Raw genomic sequence first — 15,139 nt, 5'->3', positions numbered from 1 at the left:
GCCACTCCTCGCCGCCGTTGATGAACGGCAGCTCGTTGGTGTGCAGCGCGTGGATGACGAGCTTGATGCCGATGAAGCCGAGGATCGCCGCCAGCCCGTAGTGGAGGTAGACGAGCTTGGCGAGCAGGCCGTCGATGAGGAAGTACAGCTGGCGCAGCCCCAGGAGGGAGAAGGCGTTGGCCGCGAAGACGAGGTACGGCTCCTGGGTGAGCCCGAAGATCGCCGGGATGGAGTCGACGGCGAAGAGGATGTCCGCGCTGCCGATGGCGAGGATCGCGAGGAGCATCGGCGTGATCATCCGCTTGCCGTCCTGCTTCGCCACGAGCTTGCCGCCGACGTAGCTGTCGGTCACCGGGAAGAAGCGGCGCACCAGCCGCACGAAGCCGGTCTCGTGGTACTCCTCGTCGTCGCCCGCTGTCTCCAGGCCCTGCCGGGCCTGGGAGATCGCGGTCCAGATGAGGAAGGCACCGAAGAGGTAGAACACCCAGGAGAAGTTCTCGATGGCGGCGGCACCCAGCGCGATGAAGACACCGCGGAGCACGATGGCGATGACGATCCCCGCGAGGAGGACCTCCTGTTGGTAGTTCCGTGGTACCCGGAACGCCGCGATGATGATGACGAAGACGAAGAGGTTGTCGACGGACAGGCTCTTCTCGGTGACGTAGCCGGAGAAGTACTCCAGCCCGTAGCCGGGCCCCCACACCCACAGCACGATGACGCCGAAGACGAGGGCCATGGCGACGTAGGCGACCGACCACCACGCCGCCTCCCTCATCGTCGGCGCGTGCGGGGTGCGGACGTGGCCGACGATGTCGACGGTGATCATCGCCACGATGATCCCGATGAGGACGATCCAGCCGAGCGCGTGGACTTCCACTGTGCCTCCGGTACGTAGGTCGAAGTACCGGAGGTCTCCTCCGCGCCCGGCGCGGCAGCTACCCCCGCACCTCGGGCGCCGGTGGCACCGAGCGGGCACTGACCCGCCGTACTGACGACACCACCGTTGGGGAGTACTCCCCTCCGCGGAGCACCCTACGACATATCGGACCCGCCGGCACGCATGGGCGCCGTGAGTCCTGCGTCACGCCCGCCCGGCAGCCGCCTACTGGGCCGCCTGCATCTGCCGCAGCTCCTTCTTCAGGTCGGCGATCTCGTCGCGCAGCCGGGCCGCCAGCTCGAACTGCAGCTCCTCGGCGGCGGCCAGCATCTGGTCGTTGAGCTGGTGGATGAGGTCGGCGAGGTCGCTGGCGGCGGCGGTGCCGAGCCGCTCCCGCAGCGCGGTGCCGGTGACCTTGCGCTCCTTGGTCCCCGGTCCCTTCCCGGCGCCGCGGTAGCCGCCCTCGAGGAGCTCGGCGGTGTCGACCGCCTCCCGGGCGAGCATGTCGGTGACGTCGGCGATGCGCTTGCGCAGCGGCGTGGGGTCGATGCCGTGCTCGCGGTTGTAGGCCAGCTGCTTCTCGCGCCGGCGGTTGGTCTCCTCGATCGCCGCCGCCATCGCCTCGGTGACCTCGTCGGCGTACATGTGCACCTCGCCCGAGACGTTCCGGGCGGCGCGGCCGATGGTCTGGATGAGCGAGGTGGCCGAGCGGAGGAAACCCTGCTTGTCGGCGTCGAGGATGGCGACGAGGGACACCTCGGGCAGGTCCAGGCCCTCACGGAGCAGGTTGATGCCGACGAGGACGTCGGTGGTGCCGGTGCGCAGCTCGCGCAGCAGCTCGACCCGGCGCAGCGTGTCCACCTCGGAGTGGAGGTACTGCACCTTGACCCCGCGCTCGAGCAGATAGTCGGTGAGGTCCTCGGCCATCTTCTTCGTCAACGTCGTGACGAGCACCCGCTCGTCGCGCTCGACGCGCAGCCGGATCTCGTGGAGGAGGTCGTCGATCTGCCCCTCGGTCTGCTTGACGACGACCCTCGGGTCGACGAGCCCGGTGGGACGGATGATCTGCTCCACCACGCCGTCGGACTGGGACAGCTCGTAGGGCCCGGGCGTGGCCGAGAGGTAGACCGTCTGCCCGATCCGCTCGAGGAACTCCTCCCACCGCAGCGGCCGGTTGTCCATTGCACTGGGCAGCCGGAAGCCGTGCTCGACGAGGGTGCGCTTGCGCGACATGTCGCCCTCGTACATCGCCCCGATCTGCGGCACGGTGACGTGGGACTCGTCGATGACGAGGAGGAAGTCCTCCGGGAAGTAGTCGAGCAGCGTGTTCGGCGGGCTGCCCGGGCCACGGCCGTCGATGTGCCGGGAGTAGTTCTCGATGCCGGAGCACGTGCCGATCTGGCGCATCATCTCGATGTCGTAGGTGGTGCGCATGCGCAACCGCTGCGCCTCGAGCAGCTTGCCCTGGGACTCCAGCTCGGCGAGCCGCTCCGCCAGCTCCCCCTCGATCGAGGCGATGGCCCGCTCCATGCGCTCGGGGCCGGCGACGTAGTGGCTCGCGGGGAAGAGGTGGACGGCCTCCTCCCGCCGGATGACGTCGCCGGTGAGCGGGTGCAGGGTGTACAGCGCCTCGATCTCGTCACCGAACATCTCGATCCGGATGGCGAGCTCCTCGTACACCGGGATGATCTCCACCGTGTCACCGCGCACCCGGAAGGTGCCGCGGGTGAAGGCAAGGTCGTTGCGGGTGTACTGCATCTGGACGAACTGGCGCAGCAGGTCGTCGCGGTCGACGACGTCACCGACCCTGAGCTGGACCATCCGGTCGACGTACTCCTGCGGGGTCCCCAGACCGTAGATGCACGACACGGAGGCCACGACGACGACGTCGCGCCGGGTGAGCAGGCTGTTGGTGGCCGAGTGGCGCAGCCGCTCGACCTCGTCGTTGATCGAGGAGTCCTTCTCGATGAAGGTGTCCGTGCTGGGCACGTACGCCTCGGGCTGGTAGTAGTCGTAGTACGAGACGAAGTACTCCACCGCGTTGTTCGGCAGCAGCTCGCGGAACTCGGTGGCCAGCTGCGCGGCGAGGGTCTTGTTCGGCGCCATGACGAGCGTGGGCCGCTGCACCTTCTCGATGAGCCAGGCCGTGGTCGCCGACTTGCCGGTACCCGTGGCCCCCAGGAGCACGACGTCCTTCTCCCCCGCCTGGATCCGCGCGGCGAGCTCGGCGATGGCGGCGGGCTGGTCACCGGAGGGGGTGTAGTCGGAGACCACCTCGATCGGAGCGACGGACCGCTGGAGATCGGTGACGGGACGCATGGCACAACGGTACGTCGCACCGGTGACATCGTGCGGGGCGGGCCCCTGACTTCGCGACGGGCGGACACGACGCCCGGGCGGGCCACCACCGGTTCGGCGTAGGTTGACAGATGAAGTCGAACCGGGAGCCGAGTGATGAGCGAGTCGAGCCGACCCCCCAAGGGGCAGTCCCGCCGCAGGTCCGAGGAGCAGCCACCGCCGCCACCGTGGCGGACCGAGGGGCTGCCCGACCGGACGGAGCAGCCGGACGGTCCCCGGTGGGGACGCATCGTCCTGTGGGTGGTGCTGGGCTGGTTCCTGCTCTTCGGTCTCACCACCTTCCAGGACGTCTCCTCCGCCCGGCTGACGACGATCTCCTACACCGAGTTCCGTGAGCAGGTGGAGCAGGGGAACGTCGAGCGCGTCTACACCCGCGGCGACTCGATCGAGGGTGTCCTGAGCGAGTCGGCACCCGTGCCCGACGGCGCGGGCACCTACCAGGAGTTCGAGACGGAGCGGCCCACCTTCGCCCAGGACGACCTCCTCGCCGACCTGGAGAAGAACGGCGCCGTCGTCCAGGCGACCCCGATCGTCGAGGAGCGCGGCACCTTCGCCAACCTCCTCATCTCGCTCCTCCCGCTCGCCGTCATCATCCTGTTCTGGGTCTGGATCTTCCGCCGGCAGGCGAAGATGATGCGCGGCGAGGGGCTCGGCGGCGGGCTGCTCGGGGGCGGGAAGAAGGTCAAGCCCGTCGCCCCGGAGTCGGTGCGGGTCAACTTCGACGACGTCGCCGGTATCGACGAGGTGAAGGCCGAGCTCACCCAGGTGGTCTCCTTCCTCCGGGAGCCCGAGCGCTACACCCGGCTGGGCGCCAAGCTGCCCAAGGGTCTCCTCCTCGAGGGCCCACCCGGCACCGGCAAGACCCTCATCGCCCGTGCCACCGCCGGTGAGGCCGGCGTGCCGTTCTTCTCCGCCAGCGCCGCCGAGTTCATCGAGATGATCGTGGGTGTGGGCGCCCAGCGGGTGCGCCAGCTCTTCGAGGAGGCCCGGAAGGTGGCACCGTCGATCATCTTCATCGACGAGATCGACACGATCGGTCGCGCCCGCTCCGGCACCCGCTCGGTGGGGACCAACTCCGAGCAGGAGCAGACGCTCAACCAGATCCTCACCGAGATGGACGGCTTCACCGGGACCGAGGGCGTCGTCGTCATCGCGGCGACGAACCGGGCGGACGTGCTCGACCCGGCGCTCACCCGGGCCGGCCGCTTCGACCGGAAGATCACCGTGACGCCGCCCGACCAGGTCGGCCGCGTGCAGATCCTCGGCGTCCACACCCGCGGCAAGCCGCTCGCCCCCGACGTCGACCTGGAGCAGATCGCCAAGGCGACCCCCGGGATGACCGGTGCCGACCTGGCGAACCTCGCCAACGAGGCCGCGATCCTCGCCGCCGAGCGGAACGCCGACGCCATCACCGCCCGTGACTTCGCCATCTCCCTGGAGAAGGTGCAGCTCGGCAGCGAGCGGGCCGTCGTCATGCCGGAGGAGGAGCGGATCCGCACCGCCTACCACGAGGCCGGCCACGCCCTGCTCGGCATGCTCCAGCCGGGTGCCGACCCCGTGCGCAAGATCTCGATCATCCCGCGCGGCCGTGCCCTGGGCGTCACCCTCTCCACCCCGGAGACCGACCGGTACGGCTACGACGCCGCCTACCTCAAGGGGCGGATCATCGGGGCACTGGGAGGGATGGCCGCGGAGCAGGAGATCTTCGGTGTCATCACCACCGGCGCGGAGTCCGACCTGCAGACCGTCACCGGGATCGCCCGGCAGATGGTCGGCCGCTGGGGCATGTCCCCCACGGTCGGACCGCTCCAGGTGTACCCGCCCGAGGGCGACCCCCGGCACACCGGTGCCTCCGACCAGCTCCTCGCCACAGTGGACGAGGAGGTGCGCGCCCTCATCCTGGAGTGCTACGACGAGGCGCGGCGGCTGCTCCGTGAGAACAGGGAGGCGCTCGACCGGATCGTCGCCGCCCTGCTCGAGCACGAGACGCTCGACGAGCAGCAGGCCTACGCCGCCGCCGGGATCACCCAGGCCCCCGCTCCCCCGCTGCTCGTGGGGGCACGGCCCGGGTCGCCGGGGCACGAGGAGACCGGCGACGGGCAGGATGCCGGCGCTCGACAGCCGTCCGCCGCAGACGGCTAGGAGGTCCGCCCGGCGGCCGGGGCGAGCCGCTCCCGCCACAGCTCCCGCACCTGGGCGAGCAGCTCCTCCGGTGTCCCGGAGTTGTCCAGCCACACGTCGGCGACCGCCCGGCGCTCCTCGTCGGTAGCCTGCGCCCGGATGCGGGCGAGCGCGTCCTGGCGGCTCATCCCGCGGTCGCGCACCAGCCGGTCGAGCCGGACCTCCTCGTCCGCCCCCACGACGACGACGAGGTCGTAGTCGCCGGCCAGGCCCTTCTCCACGATGAGCGGGACGTCGTGGACGACGACGGCGTCCTCCGGCAGGTCGGTGAGGCGGCGGGCGGTCTCGACGGCGATGAGCGGGTGGGTGATCGCCTCCAGGCGTGCCCGGGCGTGGGGGTCGGCGAACACCACTCGGCTGAGCGCGGCCCGGTCGAGCGTGCCGTCCGGGGTGAGCACGCCGTCACCGAACTCCGCGGCCACGGCCCGCAGCCCGGCGGTCCCCGGGGCGACGACCTCGCGCGCGAGGGCGTCGGCGTCGATGACCACCGCGCCGAGCCGCTCGAGCTCGCGCGCGACGGTCGACTTCCCGGCACCGATCCCGCCGGTGAGCCCGATACGCAGCACGCCGGTGAGCCTAGTGCTCCGTGCCGCCCGGCACGGCGACGTCGGCCGGGGTGGCGAGCACCGTGTCCAGGACGACGCCCAGCGCCCGGGTGACATCCGCGACGGGGAGCACGTCGGCCGGCGGGACGTGGACGAACCCGGTGGGGACTGTGTCGTCGGCGTGGGCCAGGGCGGTGTACATGACGGCGTTGCACACGTAGCTGCCGGCGGAGAGGGAGAGCTCCGCCGGCAGTCCGGCGGCCTCGAGCGCAGCGCGCGCGGCCTTCACCGGGAGGGTTGCCAGGAGCGCGGTGGGCCGTCCGGGGAGCACCGGGACGTCGACCGGCTGGGCACCGTCGACGTCGGGGATGCGGGCGTCGACGAGGTTGACCGCGACGCGCTCGAGCCCGAGACGTTGCCGCCCTGCGGCCAGCCCGACGCCGAGCACGACGCCGGGACGGTGGCGCGCCACGAGCTCGGCCACCTCGGCGGTGGCCCGGGCGAAGGAGACGGGGAGCACGGCGGTGACGAGCTCGACGCCGCCGGGCGGGGTCCACCGGCCGGCCAGTGCCGTGACCGCCCGGCCCGCGGGGTTCTCCGGGTGCTCGCCGAAGGGACCGAACCCGGTGACGAGGACGGTGGTCACGGGTCGGTCGGGTCCACCGGGGCGTGGTGGTCGTGCTCGGCGATGCCTCGCTTCCAGTAGCCGCTGCAGTCGACGGCGGCCGCGTCCAGGCCGAGCTCACGGCGCAGGTAGCGGCGTGCCGGGACGAGGGACTGGGCCTCGCCCGCGAGCCACCAGAACCCGGCGCCGTCACGACGGGGCAGGGCACGCACCGCGTCGGCGATGAGCGTGGTGGTCCCCGGCTCGGCGGTGCCGCGGTGCAGGTAGGTGACCCGGTGCGGGCTGCCGAGCTCGGCCAGGTAGGCCTCGTCGGCGGCGTCCTGCACCTCGGCGAGCACGGTGACGTCGGCGTCGGCCGGCAGGACCCGCAGCCAGCGCGAGATGGCGGGCAGCGCGGTCTCGTCACCCGCGAGGACGTACCAGTCGGCGCCCTCCGGCGGGAGCTTGGAGCCCCGCGGTCCGGCGACGACGATACGCGCGCCCTCGGTGACACCCGCGGCCCAGGCGGAGGCGGGGCCGGAGTCGCCGTGGATCACGACGTCGAGCTCGAGCTGCCCGGCCTCGTTCACCAGCGGCGTGTAGTCACGGGCGATGACCTGTCCCTCGGGGCGCTCGAGCCGGCCGTCGACGACCCGGGGCGCGTTGAGCACCCCGGTGTCCGGGTCGGGGAAGAAGACCTTGACGTGGTCACCGGGACCGAGGCTGGTGAACCCCTCCATCGGGCCGGCGAGGGTGAGGCGACGGATACGGGGGGTGATGTCGCGCCATGCGGTCACGGTCATCTCACGCGATGTGAAGAGGTGACGGACCCGCTCCTGGCGGATGCTCGGGGAGGAGGCGGTGCTCATCCTGCGACCATAACCCGCAGGGCCACGGCGGCGGGATGAGGCCCGTCACAGCAACGACGGAGGCCCACCACCCGTGGCGGGTGGTGGGCCTCCTGTTCAGCGTGTGCCGGTCAGTTGCCGGTCAGCTTCTCGCGGAGCGCGGCCAGCGCCTCGTCCGAGGCGAGGGTGCCGGTCGCCTCGGCCGGGGCCGAGGTGTAGGTGGTGGCCCCACCGGACGGCGCGCCGCCGCCGGCGGCCTCGATGTCGGCCTCGATCGCAGCCGCGACCTGGCGCTTGTGGGCCTCCCAGCGGGCGTGGGCCTCGGCGTACTGCGCCTCCCAGGCCTCCCGCTGCGCCTCGTAGCCCTCGAGCCACTCGTTGGTCTCGGGGTCGAAGCCCTCCGGGTACTTGTAGTTGCCGTGCTCGTCGTACTCCGCGGCCATGCCGTAGAGCGACGGGTCGAAGTCGTCGCTGTTGGGGTCGACGCCCTCGTTGGCCTGCTTGAGGGACAGCGAGATGCGGCGACGGTCGAGGTCGATGTCGATGACCTTGACGAAGACCTCGTCACCGACCTTCGCGACCTGCTCGGGCACCTCGACGTGGCGCACGGCCAGTTCGGAGATGTGGACCAGGCCCTCGATGCCGTCCTCGACACGCACGAAGGCGCCGAAGGGGACGAGCTTGGTGACCTTGCCCGGCACGACCTGCCCGATGGCGTGGGTGCGGGCGAAGGCCTGCCACGGGTCCTCCTGGGTGGCCTTCAGCGACAGCGAGACGCGCTCGCGGTCCATGTCGACGTCGAGCACCTCGACGGTGACCTCCTGGCCGACCTCGACGATCTCGCTCGGGTGGTCGATGTGCTTCCAGGACAGCTCCGAGACGTGGACGAGACCGTCCACGCCGCCGAGGTCGACGAACGCACCGAAGTTGACGATCGAGGAGACGACGCCCTGGCGGACCTGACCCTTCTGCAGGGTCTGCAGGAAGGTGGAGCGCACCTCGGACTGGGTCTGCTCGAGCCAGGCGCGGCGGGAGAGCACGACGTTGTTGCGGTTCTTGTCGAGCTCGATGATCTTCGCCTCGAGCTCACGGCCCACGTAGGGCTGGAGGTCGCGGACGCGGCGCATCTCGACGAGCGAGGCCGGCAGGAAGCCGCGCAGGCCGATGTCGAGGATGAGGCCGCCCTTGACGACCTCGATGACGGTGCCGGTGACGACGCCGTCCTCCTCCTTGATCTTCTCGATCGTGCCCCAGGCCCGCTCGTACTGGGCGCGCTTCTTGGACAGCAGCAGCCGGCCCTCCTTGTCCTCCTTCTGGAGGACGAGGGCCTCGATCTTGTCACCGACGGCGACGACCTCGTCGGGGTCGACGTCGTGCTTGATCGACAGCTCGCGGGAAAGGATGACGCCCTCGGTCTTGTAGCCGATGTCGAGGAGAACCTCGTCCCGGTCGACCTTGACGACGGTGCCCTCGACGATGTCCCCATCGTTGAAGTACTTGATGGTCTCGTCGATAGCGGCGAGGAGCTCCTCGGCCGAGCCGATGTCGTTGACAGCGACCTGCGGGGCGCTCGGCTGAGCGGGCGTGGTGATGGTCATAGAGTTACGGACTCCGATGCGGACAGGGAATAGTGCGGATATGGAATTGGGGCGCCTACCGCGACCACCACACGCTCAGCGGAACTGTTCGTCCACCAAGGTGTCGCCAGCCGCGAGCACACGTCACCGCGGGTGAGTCTACTGTCCCGCCGGACGCGGGACAAGAACGCCCGGACCGGACGCGGGCGACGTCGGTCACGCCAGGGTGTTGGCCACCCGGATGAGCTCGGGCGGGACCCGCTTGGCCTTGCCGGCGACCTCCTCGAGCGGGACGAGGACGACCTCCTCACCGCGCAGCGCGGTCATGACGTCCGTACGGCCCTGCGCAAGGGCGTCGACGGCGGCGACCCCGAAGCGGGAGCCGAGGATGCGGTCGGAGGGCAGCGGGGTGCCGCCGCGCTGGACGTGGCCGAGCACGGTGACGCGGGTGTCGAACCCGGTGCGGCGCCGGATCTCCGCGGCCACCGCCTCGCTCACGGCGCCGGAGACGATCTCGCCGTAGCTGCCGTACTTCGTCTCCCACTCCATCGCGGTGCCCTCGGCGGGCACGGCGCCCTCGGCGACGACGACGATGGAGAACGAGGCGTGGGCCCGGTGCCGGTGCTTGAGGCGCCGGGTGACCTCGTCGATGTCGAACGGGGCCTCGGGGGTGAGGACGACCTCCGCTCCCCCGGCGATCCCGGCCTGGACGGCGATCCACCCGGCCTCCCGGCCCATGAGCTCGACGACCATGACCCGGTTGTGGCTCTCCGCAGTGGTGTGGATCCGGTCGATCGCCTCGGTGGCGATGTGCACGGCCGTGTCGAAGCCGATGGAGCGGTCGGTGCCGGCGACGTCGTTGTCGATCGTCTTGGGGATGGCGACGATCGGCACACCGGACTGCGCGACCTTGCTCGCCGCGTGGAGGGTGCCGTCACCGCCGATGCAGATCAGGCCGTCGATCCGCTCCGCCTCCAGCGTGGCGTGGACCGCCTCCAGGCCGCCCTGAACGGTGTGCGGGTGGTAGCGCGCCGTGCCCAGCAGGGTGCCACCGGTGTCGAGGACCCCGCGGATGTCGCTGCGGGTGAGCTGCTGCACGTCCCCCTCGGCGACACCCTTCCACCCGTTGCGGAAGCCGATGACGGTGTAGCCGTACTCGCCCAGACCGTGCTTCACCACTGCCCGGATGGCGGCGTTGAGGCCGGGACAGTCTCCACCGCCGGTGAGCAGACCGATTCGCACAGCGTCTCCTTCGCGTCCGGGGTCAGGGCCTCGTCCAGCCTAACGGCCGCTCCGCGGGCACCGGCGTGACCCACGTCCCGGTCGGGGCACGATGGGGGTATGGGACGAGCTGGGTTCTGGGAGGTCGACGCCGCGGCCGCGGCCCGGGCGAACGGGCAGTGGTGGAGCGCGAACGCCGAGGAGTACCTCGACGAGCACGGCGCCTTCCTCGGTGACGCCGACTTCCGCTGGTGCCCGGAGGGGCTGCGCGAGGAGGAGGCCGGGCTGCTCGGGGAGGTCGCGGGGCGGCGGGTGCTCGAGGTCGGGGCGGGCGCCGGGCAGTGCTCCCGCTGGCTGGTGGGCCGGGGGGCGCGGGTGCTCGCCACCGACGTGGCACCGGGGATGGTCGCGCAGTCCGCGGAGCTGGACCGGCGCACCGGCCGGCGGGTGCCGGCGGTCGTCGCGGACGCCCGCGCCCTGCCGGTGGCGGACGCCGGCGTGGACGTCGCCTTCACGTCCTTCGGGGCGATCGCCTTCGTCCCCGACGCCGAGCGCGTCCACCGGGAGGTGGCGCGCGTGCTCCGGCCGGGTGGCCGGTGGGTGTTCGCCGTCGTCCACCCGGTGCGGTGGATGTTCCCGGACGACCCGACACCGCGCGGGATGCGGGTGCTGCGCTCGTACTTCGACCGCACCCCGTACGTCGAGACCGACGATGCCGGTGCACCGCGCTACGCCGAGTACCACCGCACGCTGGGCGACCACGTCCGGGAGGTGACGGCGGCCGGTCTCGTGGTGGACGACGTCGTCGAGCCGGAGTGGCAGGACGGCAACGAACAGGTGTGGGGCGGGTGGGGGCCGCTGCGCGGGCGCTACGTGCCGGGGACGGCGATCTTCGTCACCCACCGGCCCGGGTGAGCGCTCAGTGCGCCGCCTCGTGCCACGAGCGGCCGCGCCCGACCGAGACGTCGAGCGGCACCTGGAGCTCGGCGGCCCCGGCCATCTGCTCGCGCACCAGCGCCTCGACCGTCTCCTCCTCGCCGGGCGCCACCTCGAGCACGAGCTCGTCGTGCACCTGGAGCAGCAGCCGGGAGGCCAGGCCGGCCTCCCCCAGCGCGCGGTCGACCCCCACCATCGCCACCTTGATGATGTCGGCCGCGCTGCCCTGGATCGGGGCGTTGAGCGCCATGCGCTCGGCCATGTCGCGCCGCTGCCGGTTGTCGCTGGTGAGGTCGGGCAGGTAGCGGCGCCGACCCATGATGGTCTGGGTGTACCCGGTGCGGCGGGCCTCCTCCACGACGCCGGACAGGTAGTCGCGCACCCCGCCGAACCGCTCGAAGTAGTCCTCCATGAGGGCACGGGCCTCGCCGACCTCGATGCGCAGCTGCCGGGACAGGCCGAAGGCGGACAGCCCGTAGGCCAGCCCGTAGCTCATCGCCTTGATCTTGGCGCGCATCGCCCCGGTGACCGCGTCGGTGGGCACCTCGAAGACGCGTGAGGCGACGTAGGAGTGGAGGTCCTCCCCGCTGCGGAAGGCCTCGATGAGCCCCGGGTCCCCGGACAGGTGCGCCATGATCCGCATCTCGATCTGGGAGTAGTCGGCGGTCATCAGGGTGGCGTACCCCTCCCCGACGACGAAGCCGCGGCGGATGCGCTGCCCCTCCTCGGTGCGCACCGGGATGTTCTGCAGGTTGGGGTCGGTGGAGCTCAGCCGGCCGGTGGCCGCGATGGTCTGGTGGAAGGTCGTGTGGATGCGCCCGTCCGGCGCCACCGAGCGCAGCAGGCCCTCGACCGTCTGCCGCAGCCGGATCGCGTCGCGGTGCGCGAGCAGGTGCGCGAGGAAGGGGTGCTCGGTCTTGGCGTAGAGGTCGGCCAGGGCGTCGGCGTCGGTGGTGTAGCCGGTCTTCGTGCGCTTGGTCTTCGGCATGTCGAGCTCACCGAAGAGCACCTCCTGGAGCTGCTTCGGGGAGGAGAGGTTGACCTCGTGGCCGATGACCTCGTAGGCGCGGGACGCGGCGTCGTCCACGGCCGCGCCGAAGCGCCGCTCCAGCTCGCCCAGGTACTCCAGGTCGGCCGCGATGCCGGCACGCTCCATCCGGGCGAGCACACCGAGCACGGGCAGCTCGAGGTCGGCGAGGAGGTGGCCGGCGCCGCGGTCCTCCAGCTCGCCCTGGAGCACGGTGGCCAGGTCCCGCACGGCGGCGGCGCGGACGCCCGCCTGCCGCCCGGCGCTGCCCTCGTCGAGCACGAGCATGCCCTGGCCGGCGGAGTCCTCCTCCGCCTCCAGCTCACGCCGCAGGTGGCGCACCGACAGGTCGGACAGGTCGTACCGGCGCTGGTCGGGTCGGCACAGGTAGGCGGCGATCGCGGTGTCGAAGGCGATCCCGGCGAGCTCCAGGCCGCGGCCGGCCAGCGCGTGCACGGCGTCCTTCGCGTCGTGCAGCGCCTTGGGGGCGTCCGGGTCGGCGAGCCAGGCGGCCAGCACGGCCTCGTCCTCGGGGGTGATGTCGGTGAGGTCCAGCCAGACGGCGGTGCCGGCGTCGTCGGCGATGGCCAGCGCCCAGGCGTCCCCGGTGCCCTGGGCGGCCTGCCCGGTGACGTCGAGACCGAGGAGCCTCGCGCGGCGCGGCTCCAGCCACCCGGCGAGCTCACCCGGACCGAGCGCGGTGACGTCGAGGTCCACCGGCTGCGGCTCGGCGGGGGCCTCGGCCGGGAGGCTGGCGAAGAGCCGCTCGCGCAGCACGGCGAACTCCAGCGCGTCGAAGACGGAGTGCACCGCCTCGCGGTCGAAGGGGCGGCGGTGGAGGTCGTCGACCTTGACGGGCAGCTCGACGTCGGTGAGCAGCTGGTTGATCTTCCGGTTGAGCGTCACCTGCTCGAGGTGGTCGCGCAGCGACTGTCCGGCCTTGCCCTTGATCTGCTCGGCGTGGGCGATCACGCCGTCGAGCCCGTCGTAGGTCTCGACCCACTTGGCGGCCGTCTTGGGCCCCACGCCGGGCACGCCGGGCAGGTTGTCGCTGGTCTCGCCGACCAGGGCGGCGATGTCGGGGTAGCGCTCCGGCGCCACGCCGTACTTCTCGCGCACCGCGTCGGGGGTCATCCGGGACAGGGAGGAGACGCCCCGCACCGGGTAGAGCACGGTGACGTCGTCGCTGACGAGCTGGAAGGTGTCACGGTCGCCGGAGCAGATGAGCACCTCCATGCCGTCGGCAGCGGCCCGGGTGGCGAGGGTGGCGATGATGTCGTCGGCCTCGTAGCCGTCCTTGGTGAGCGACGGGATGCCCATCGCGTCGAGGATCTCGACGATGAGGTCGACCTGCCCGCGGAACGGTTCGGGGGTCTTGTCCCGGGTGGCCTTGTACTCGCTGTACTGCTCGGTGCGGAAGGTGGTGCGTCCGGCGTCGAACGCGACCGCCACGTGCGTGGGTTCCTCCCCGGCCAGCAGGTTGATGAGCATCGACGTGAAGCCGAAGACGGCGTTCGTCGGCTGACCCGTGGTGGTGGAGAAGTTCTCCACCGGCAGGGCGTAGAAGGCCCGGTAGGCCATGGAGTGGCCGTCGATGACGAGGAGGCGGGGACGGTCGGTGCTCGTGCTCACGCCCCAACCCTAGGGGCCACCGCCGACGCCGCGCTCCACCGTGCCTCCAGTGTGCCGCCCCGGGGGGTGTGGACGGCTCGTGGCAGGCTGGGGCCATGACCGACCGCGACCTGCTCTTCCACCTCCAGGCCACGGTGGGCCGGCTCGGCACCCTCACCGAGCGGCTCGGCATCGAGTTCCTCAGCGCGAGCCCGGAGCGGGTGGTCGCCCGGATGCCGGTCGAGGGCAACACCCAGGTGGTGGGCGTGCTGCACGGCGGGGCGTCGGCAGCGCTGGCGGAGACGGTGGCGTCGGTGGCGGCGTCGCTGCACGCGGGCGAGGGACGCGGCGCCGTCGGGGTGGACCTCAACGCCACCCACCACCGGGCGGTGGCCTCGGGCTGGGTGACAGCCGAGGCGACGCCCCTGCACCGCGGCCGCCGGCTCGCCACCTACGAGGTGGCCATCACAGACGACGACGGGCGGCGCGTGTGCACCGCCCGTCTCACCTGCATGGTCGTCGACCGCCCGTAGGCGGCCGCCGACCTGCTACTTGCCGCCGACCTGGTCGATGACCGCGTCGGCCACCTCACGCATGGTGAGGCGACGGTCCATCGAGGTCTTCTGGATCCAGCGGAAGGCCTCGGGCTCGGTGAGCCCCATCTTGGTCATGAGCAGCCCCTTGGCGCGGTCCACCCGCTTCCGGGTCTCGAACCGCTCGTTGAGGTCGGCGATCTCCGACTCCAGGGAGCTGATCTCCTGGAAGCGCGAGATGGCGATCTCCAGCGCGGGCAGCAGGTCGGCCGTGGTGAACGGCTTGACCACGTAGGCCATCGCGCCGGCGTCGCGGGCCCGCTCGACGAGCTCGGTCTGGGAGAAGGCGGTGAGCATGACGACCGCGCAGGTGCGGTCCTCCATGATCTTCTCCGCCGCCGTGAGCCCGTCCATGCCCGGCATCTTGACGTCCATGACGACGACGTCGGGCTCGAGCTCGCCGACGAGACGGACGGCGGTCTCGCCGTCGGGTGCCTCGCCCACGACGTCGTAGCCGGCCTCCTTCAGCGTCTCGACGATGTCGAGACGGATGAGGGTCTCGTCCTCGGCGACGACGACGCGGCGAGCGTCACCGGCGGGTGCCTTGGGCACGTCCTCGCGCACGGGGAGGACGATGTCGTCCGCTGTGGCGGCCTCGGTCGCGGCTTCGTTGTTCTCACTCACGACGGCTAGCCTACTCGGTGGGCGGCGGCGGCCGCTCGACGGCCCCGATAGCCCAACCGGCAGAGGCAATCGGCTCAAACCCGATCCAGTGTGGGTTCGAATCCCACTCGGGGCACCGTTTCTGCCCGTTTCCGCCC

General features: G+C 71.6%; 12 protein-coding genes and 1 tRNA gene. 4 read left to right on the top strand and 9 right to left on the bottom strand.

The window, feature by feature from the left end:
• Positions 1-877 (bottom strand): TerC family protein (locus Q0195_RS08575; RefSeq protein WP_299277102.1); only part of this gene is annotated, 877 nt, incomplete at its 3' end.
• 225 nt (positions 878-1,102) lie between these two features.
• Complete coding sequence (gene uvrB, locus Q0195_RS08570; protein WP_299277100.1) at positions 1,103-3,196, bottom strand: excinuclease ABC subunit UvrB; 2,094 nt, start codon at positions 3,194-3,196, stop codon at positions 1,103-1,105.
• Between the two features lie 135 nt (positions 3,197-3,331).
• On the opposite strand from uvrB, the gene ftsH reads away from it, so the two are divergent.
• Positions 3,332-5,377 carry an ATP-dependent zinc metalloprotease FtsH gene (gene ftsH / locus Q0195_RS08565; RefSeq protein WP_299277098.1) on the top strand — a complete coding sequence of 682 codons (2,046 nt, stop codon included), beginning with the start codon at positions 3,332-3,334 and terminating at the stop codon, positions 5,375-5,377.
• On the opposite strand, the gene coaE is transcribed toward ftsH, so the two are convergent.
• The 5 genes from coaE to Q0195_RS08540 all read right to left on the bottom strand — a co-directional run bounded on the left by coaE (position 5,374) and on the right by Q0195_RS08540 (position 10,232).
• Positions 5,374-5,982 (bottom strand): dephospho-CoA kinase, encoded by a 609-nt coding sequence (gene coaE / locus Q0195_RS08560; protein ID WP_299277095.1) that lies wholly within the window; start codon positions 5,980-5,982, stop codon positions 5,374-5,376. The two genes, ftsH and coaE, sit on opposite strands and share 4 nt — an antisense overlap.
• Positions 5,983-5,992: 10 nt before the next feature.
• Complete coding sequence (locus tag Q0195_RS08555; protein WP_299277092.1) at positions 5,993-6,607, bottom strand: pyroglutamyl-peptidase I; 615 nt, start codon at positions 6,605-6,607, stop codon at positions 5,993-5,995.
• Positions 6,604-7,434: a siderophore-interacting protein gene (locus tag Q0195_RS08550; protein ID WP_299277089.1), complete on the bottom strand. Its 831-nt coding sequence runs from the start codon at positions 7,432-7,434 to the stop codon at positions 6,604-6,606. Before Q0195_RS08550 ends, Q0195_RS08555 begins: the two co-directional genes overlap by 4 nt.
• A gap of 110 nt (positions 7,435-7,544) precedes the next feature.
• Positions 7,545-9,011 carry a 30S ribosomal protein S1 gene (rpsA, locus tag Q0195_RS08545; protein ID WP_299277086.1) on the bottom strand — a complete coding sequence of 489 codons (1,467 nt, stop codon included), beginning with the start codon at positions 9,009-9,011 and terminating at the stop codon, positions 7,545-7,547.
• Positions 9,012-9,206: 195 nt separating this feature from the next.
• The gene (locus tag Q0195_RS08540; protein WP_299277083.1) at positions 9,207-10,232 is read right to left on the bottom strand and encodes an ATP-dependent 6-phosphofructokinase; all 1,026 of its coding nucleotides are present in this window, start codon (positions 10,230-10,232) and stop codon (positions 9,207-9,209) included.
• A gap of 99 nt (positions 10,233-10,331) precedes the next feature.
• Here Q0195_RS08540 and Q0195_RS08535 point away from each other — a divergent pair, with 99 nt between their 5' ends.
• Entirely contained in the window at positions 10,332-11,126 is a 795-nt protein-coding gene (locus Q0195_RS08535) for a class I SAM-dependent methyltransferase (protein WP_299277081.1), read from the top strand.
• Positions 11,127-11,130: 4 nt separating this feature from the next.
• On the opposite strand, the gene polA is transcribed toward Q0195_RS08535, so the two are convergent.
• The gene (gene polA / locus Q0195_RS08530) at positions 11,131-13,806 is read right to left on the bottom strand and encodes a DNA polymerase I (protein ID WP_299277078.1); all 2,676 of its coding nucleotides are present in this window, start codon (positions 13,804-13,806) and stop codon (positions 11,131-11,133) included.
• Between the two features lie 95 nt (positions 13,807-13,901).
• On the opposite strand from polA, the gene Q0195_RS08525 reads away from it, so the two are divergent.
• Positions 13,902-14,318 (top strand): PaaI family thioesterase, encoded by a 417-nt coding sequence (locus Q0195_RS08525; protein WP_299277075.1) that lies wholly within the window; start codon positions 13,902-13,904, stop codon positions 14,316-14,318.
• Between the two features lie 15 nt (positions 14,319-14,333).
• Here Q0195_RS08525 and Q0195_RS08520 read toward each other — a convergent pair whose 3' ends face one another.
• A complete protein-coding gene (locus tag Q0195_RS08520) occupies positions 14,334-14,954 on the bottom strand; it encodes a response regulator (RefSeq protein WP_299277104.1) in 621 nt (206 codons plus the stop codon).
• Positions 14,955-15,043: 89 nt separating this feature from the next.
• On the opposite strand from Q0195_RS08520, the gene Q0195_RS08515 reads away from it, so the two are divergent.
• Positions 15,044-15,117, top strand: a tRNA-Leu gene (locus Q0195_RS08515).
• Positions 15,118-15,139: the final 22 nt, after the last annotated feature.

It is taken from the genome of uncultured Georgenia sp. (assembly GCF_937958535.1).
Taxonomy (GTDB): Bacteria; Actinomycetota; Actinomycetes; order Actinomycetales; family Actinomycetaceae; genus Oceanitalea.
The sequence above is the reverse complement of the archived record's forward strand: the minus strand, read 5'-3'. Positions and strand labels throughout refer to the sequence as shown.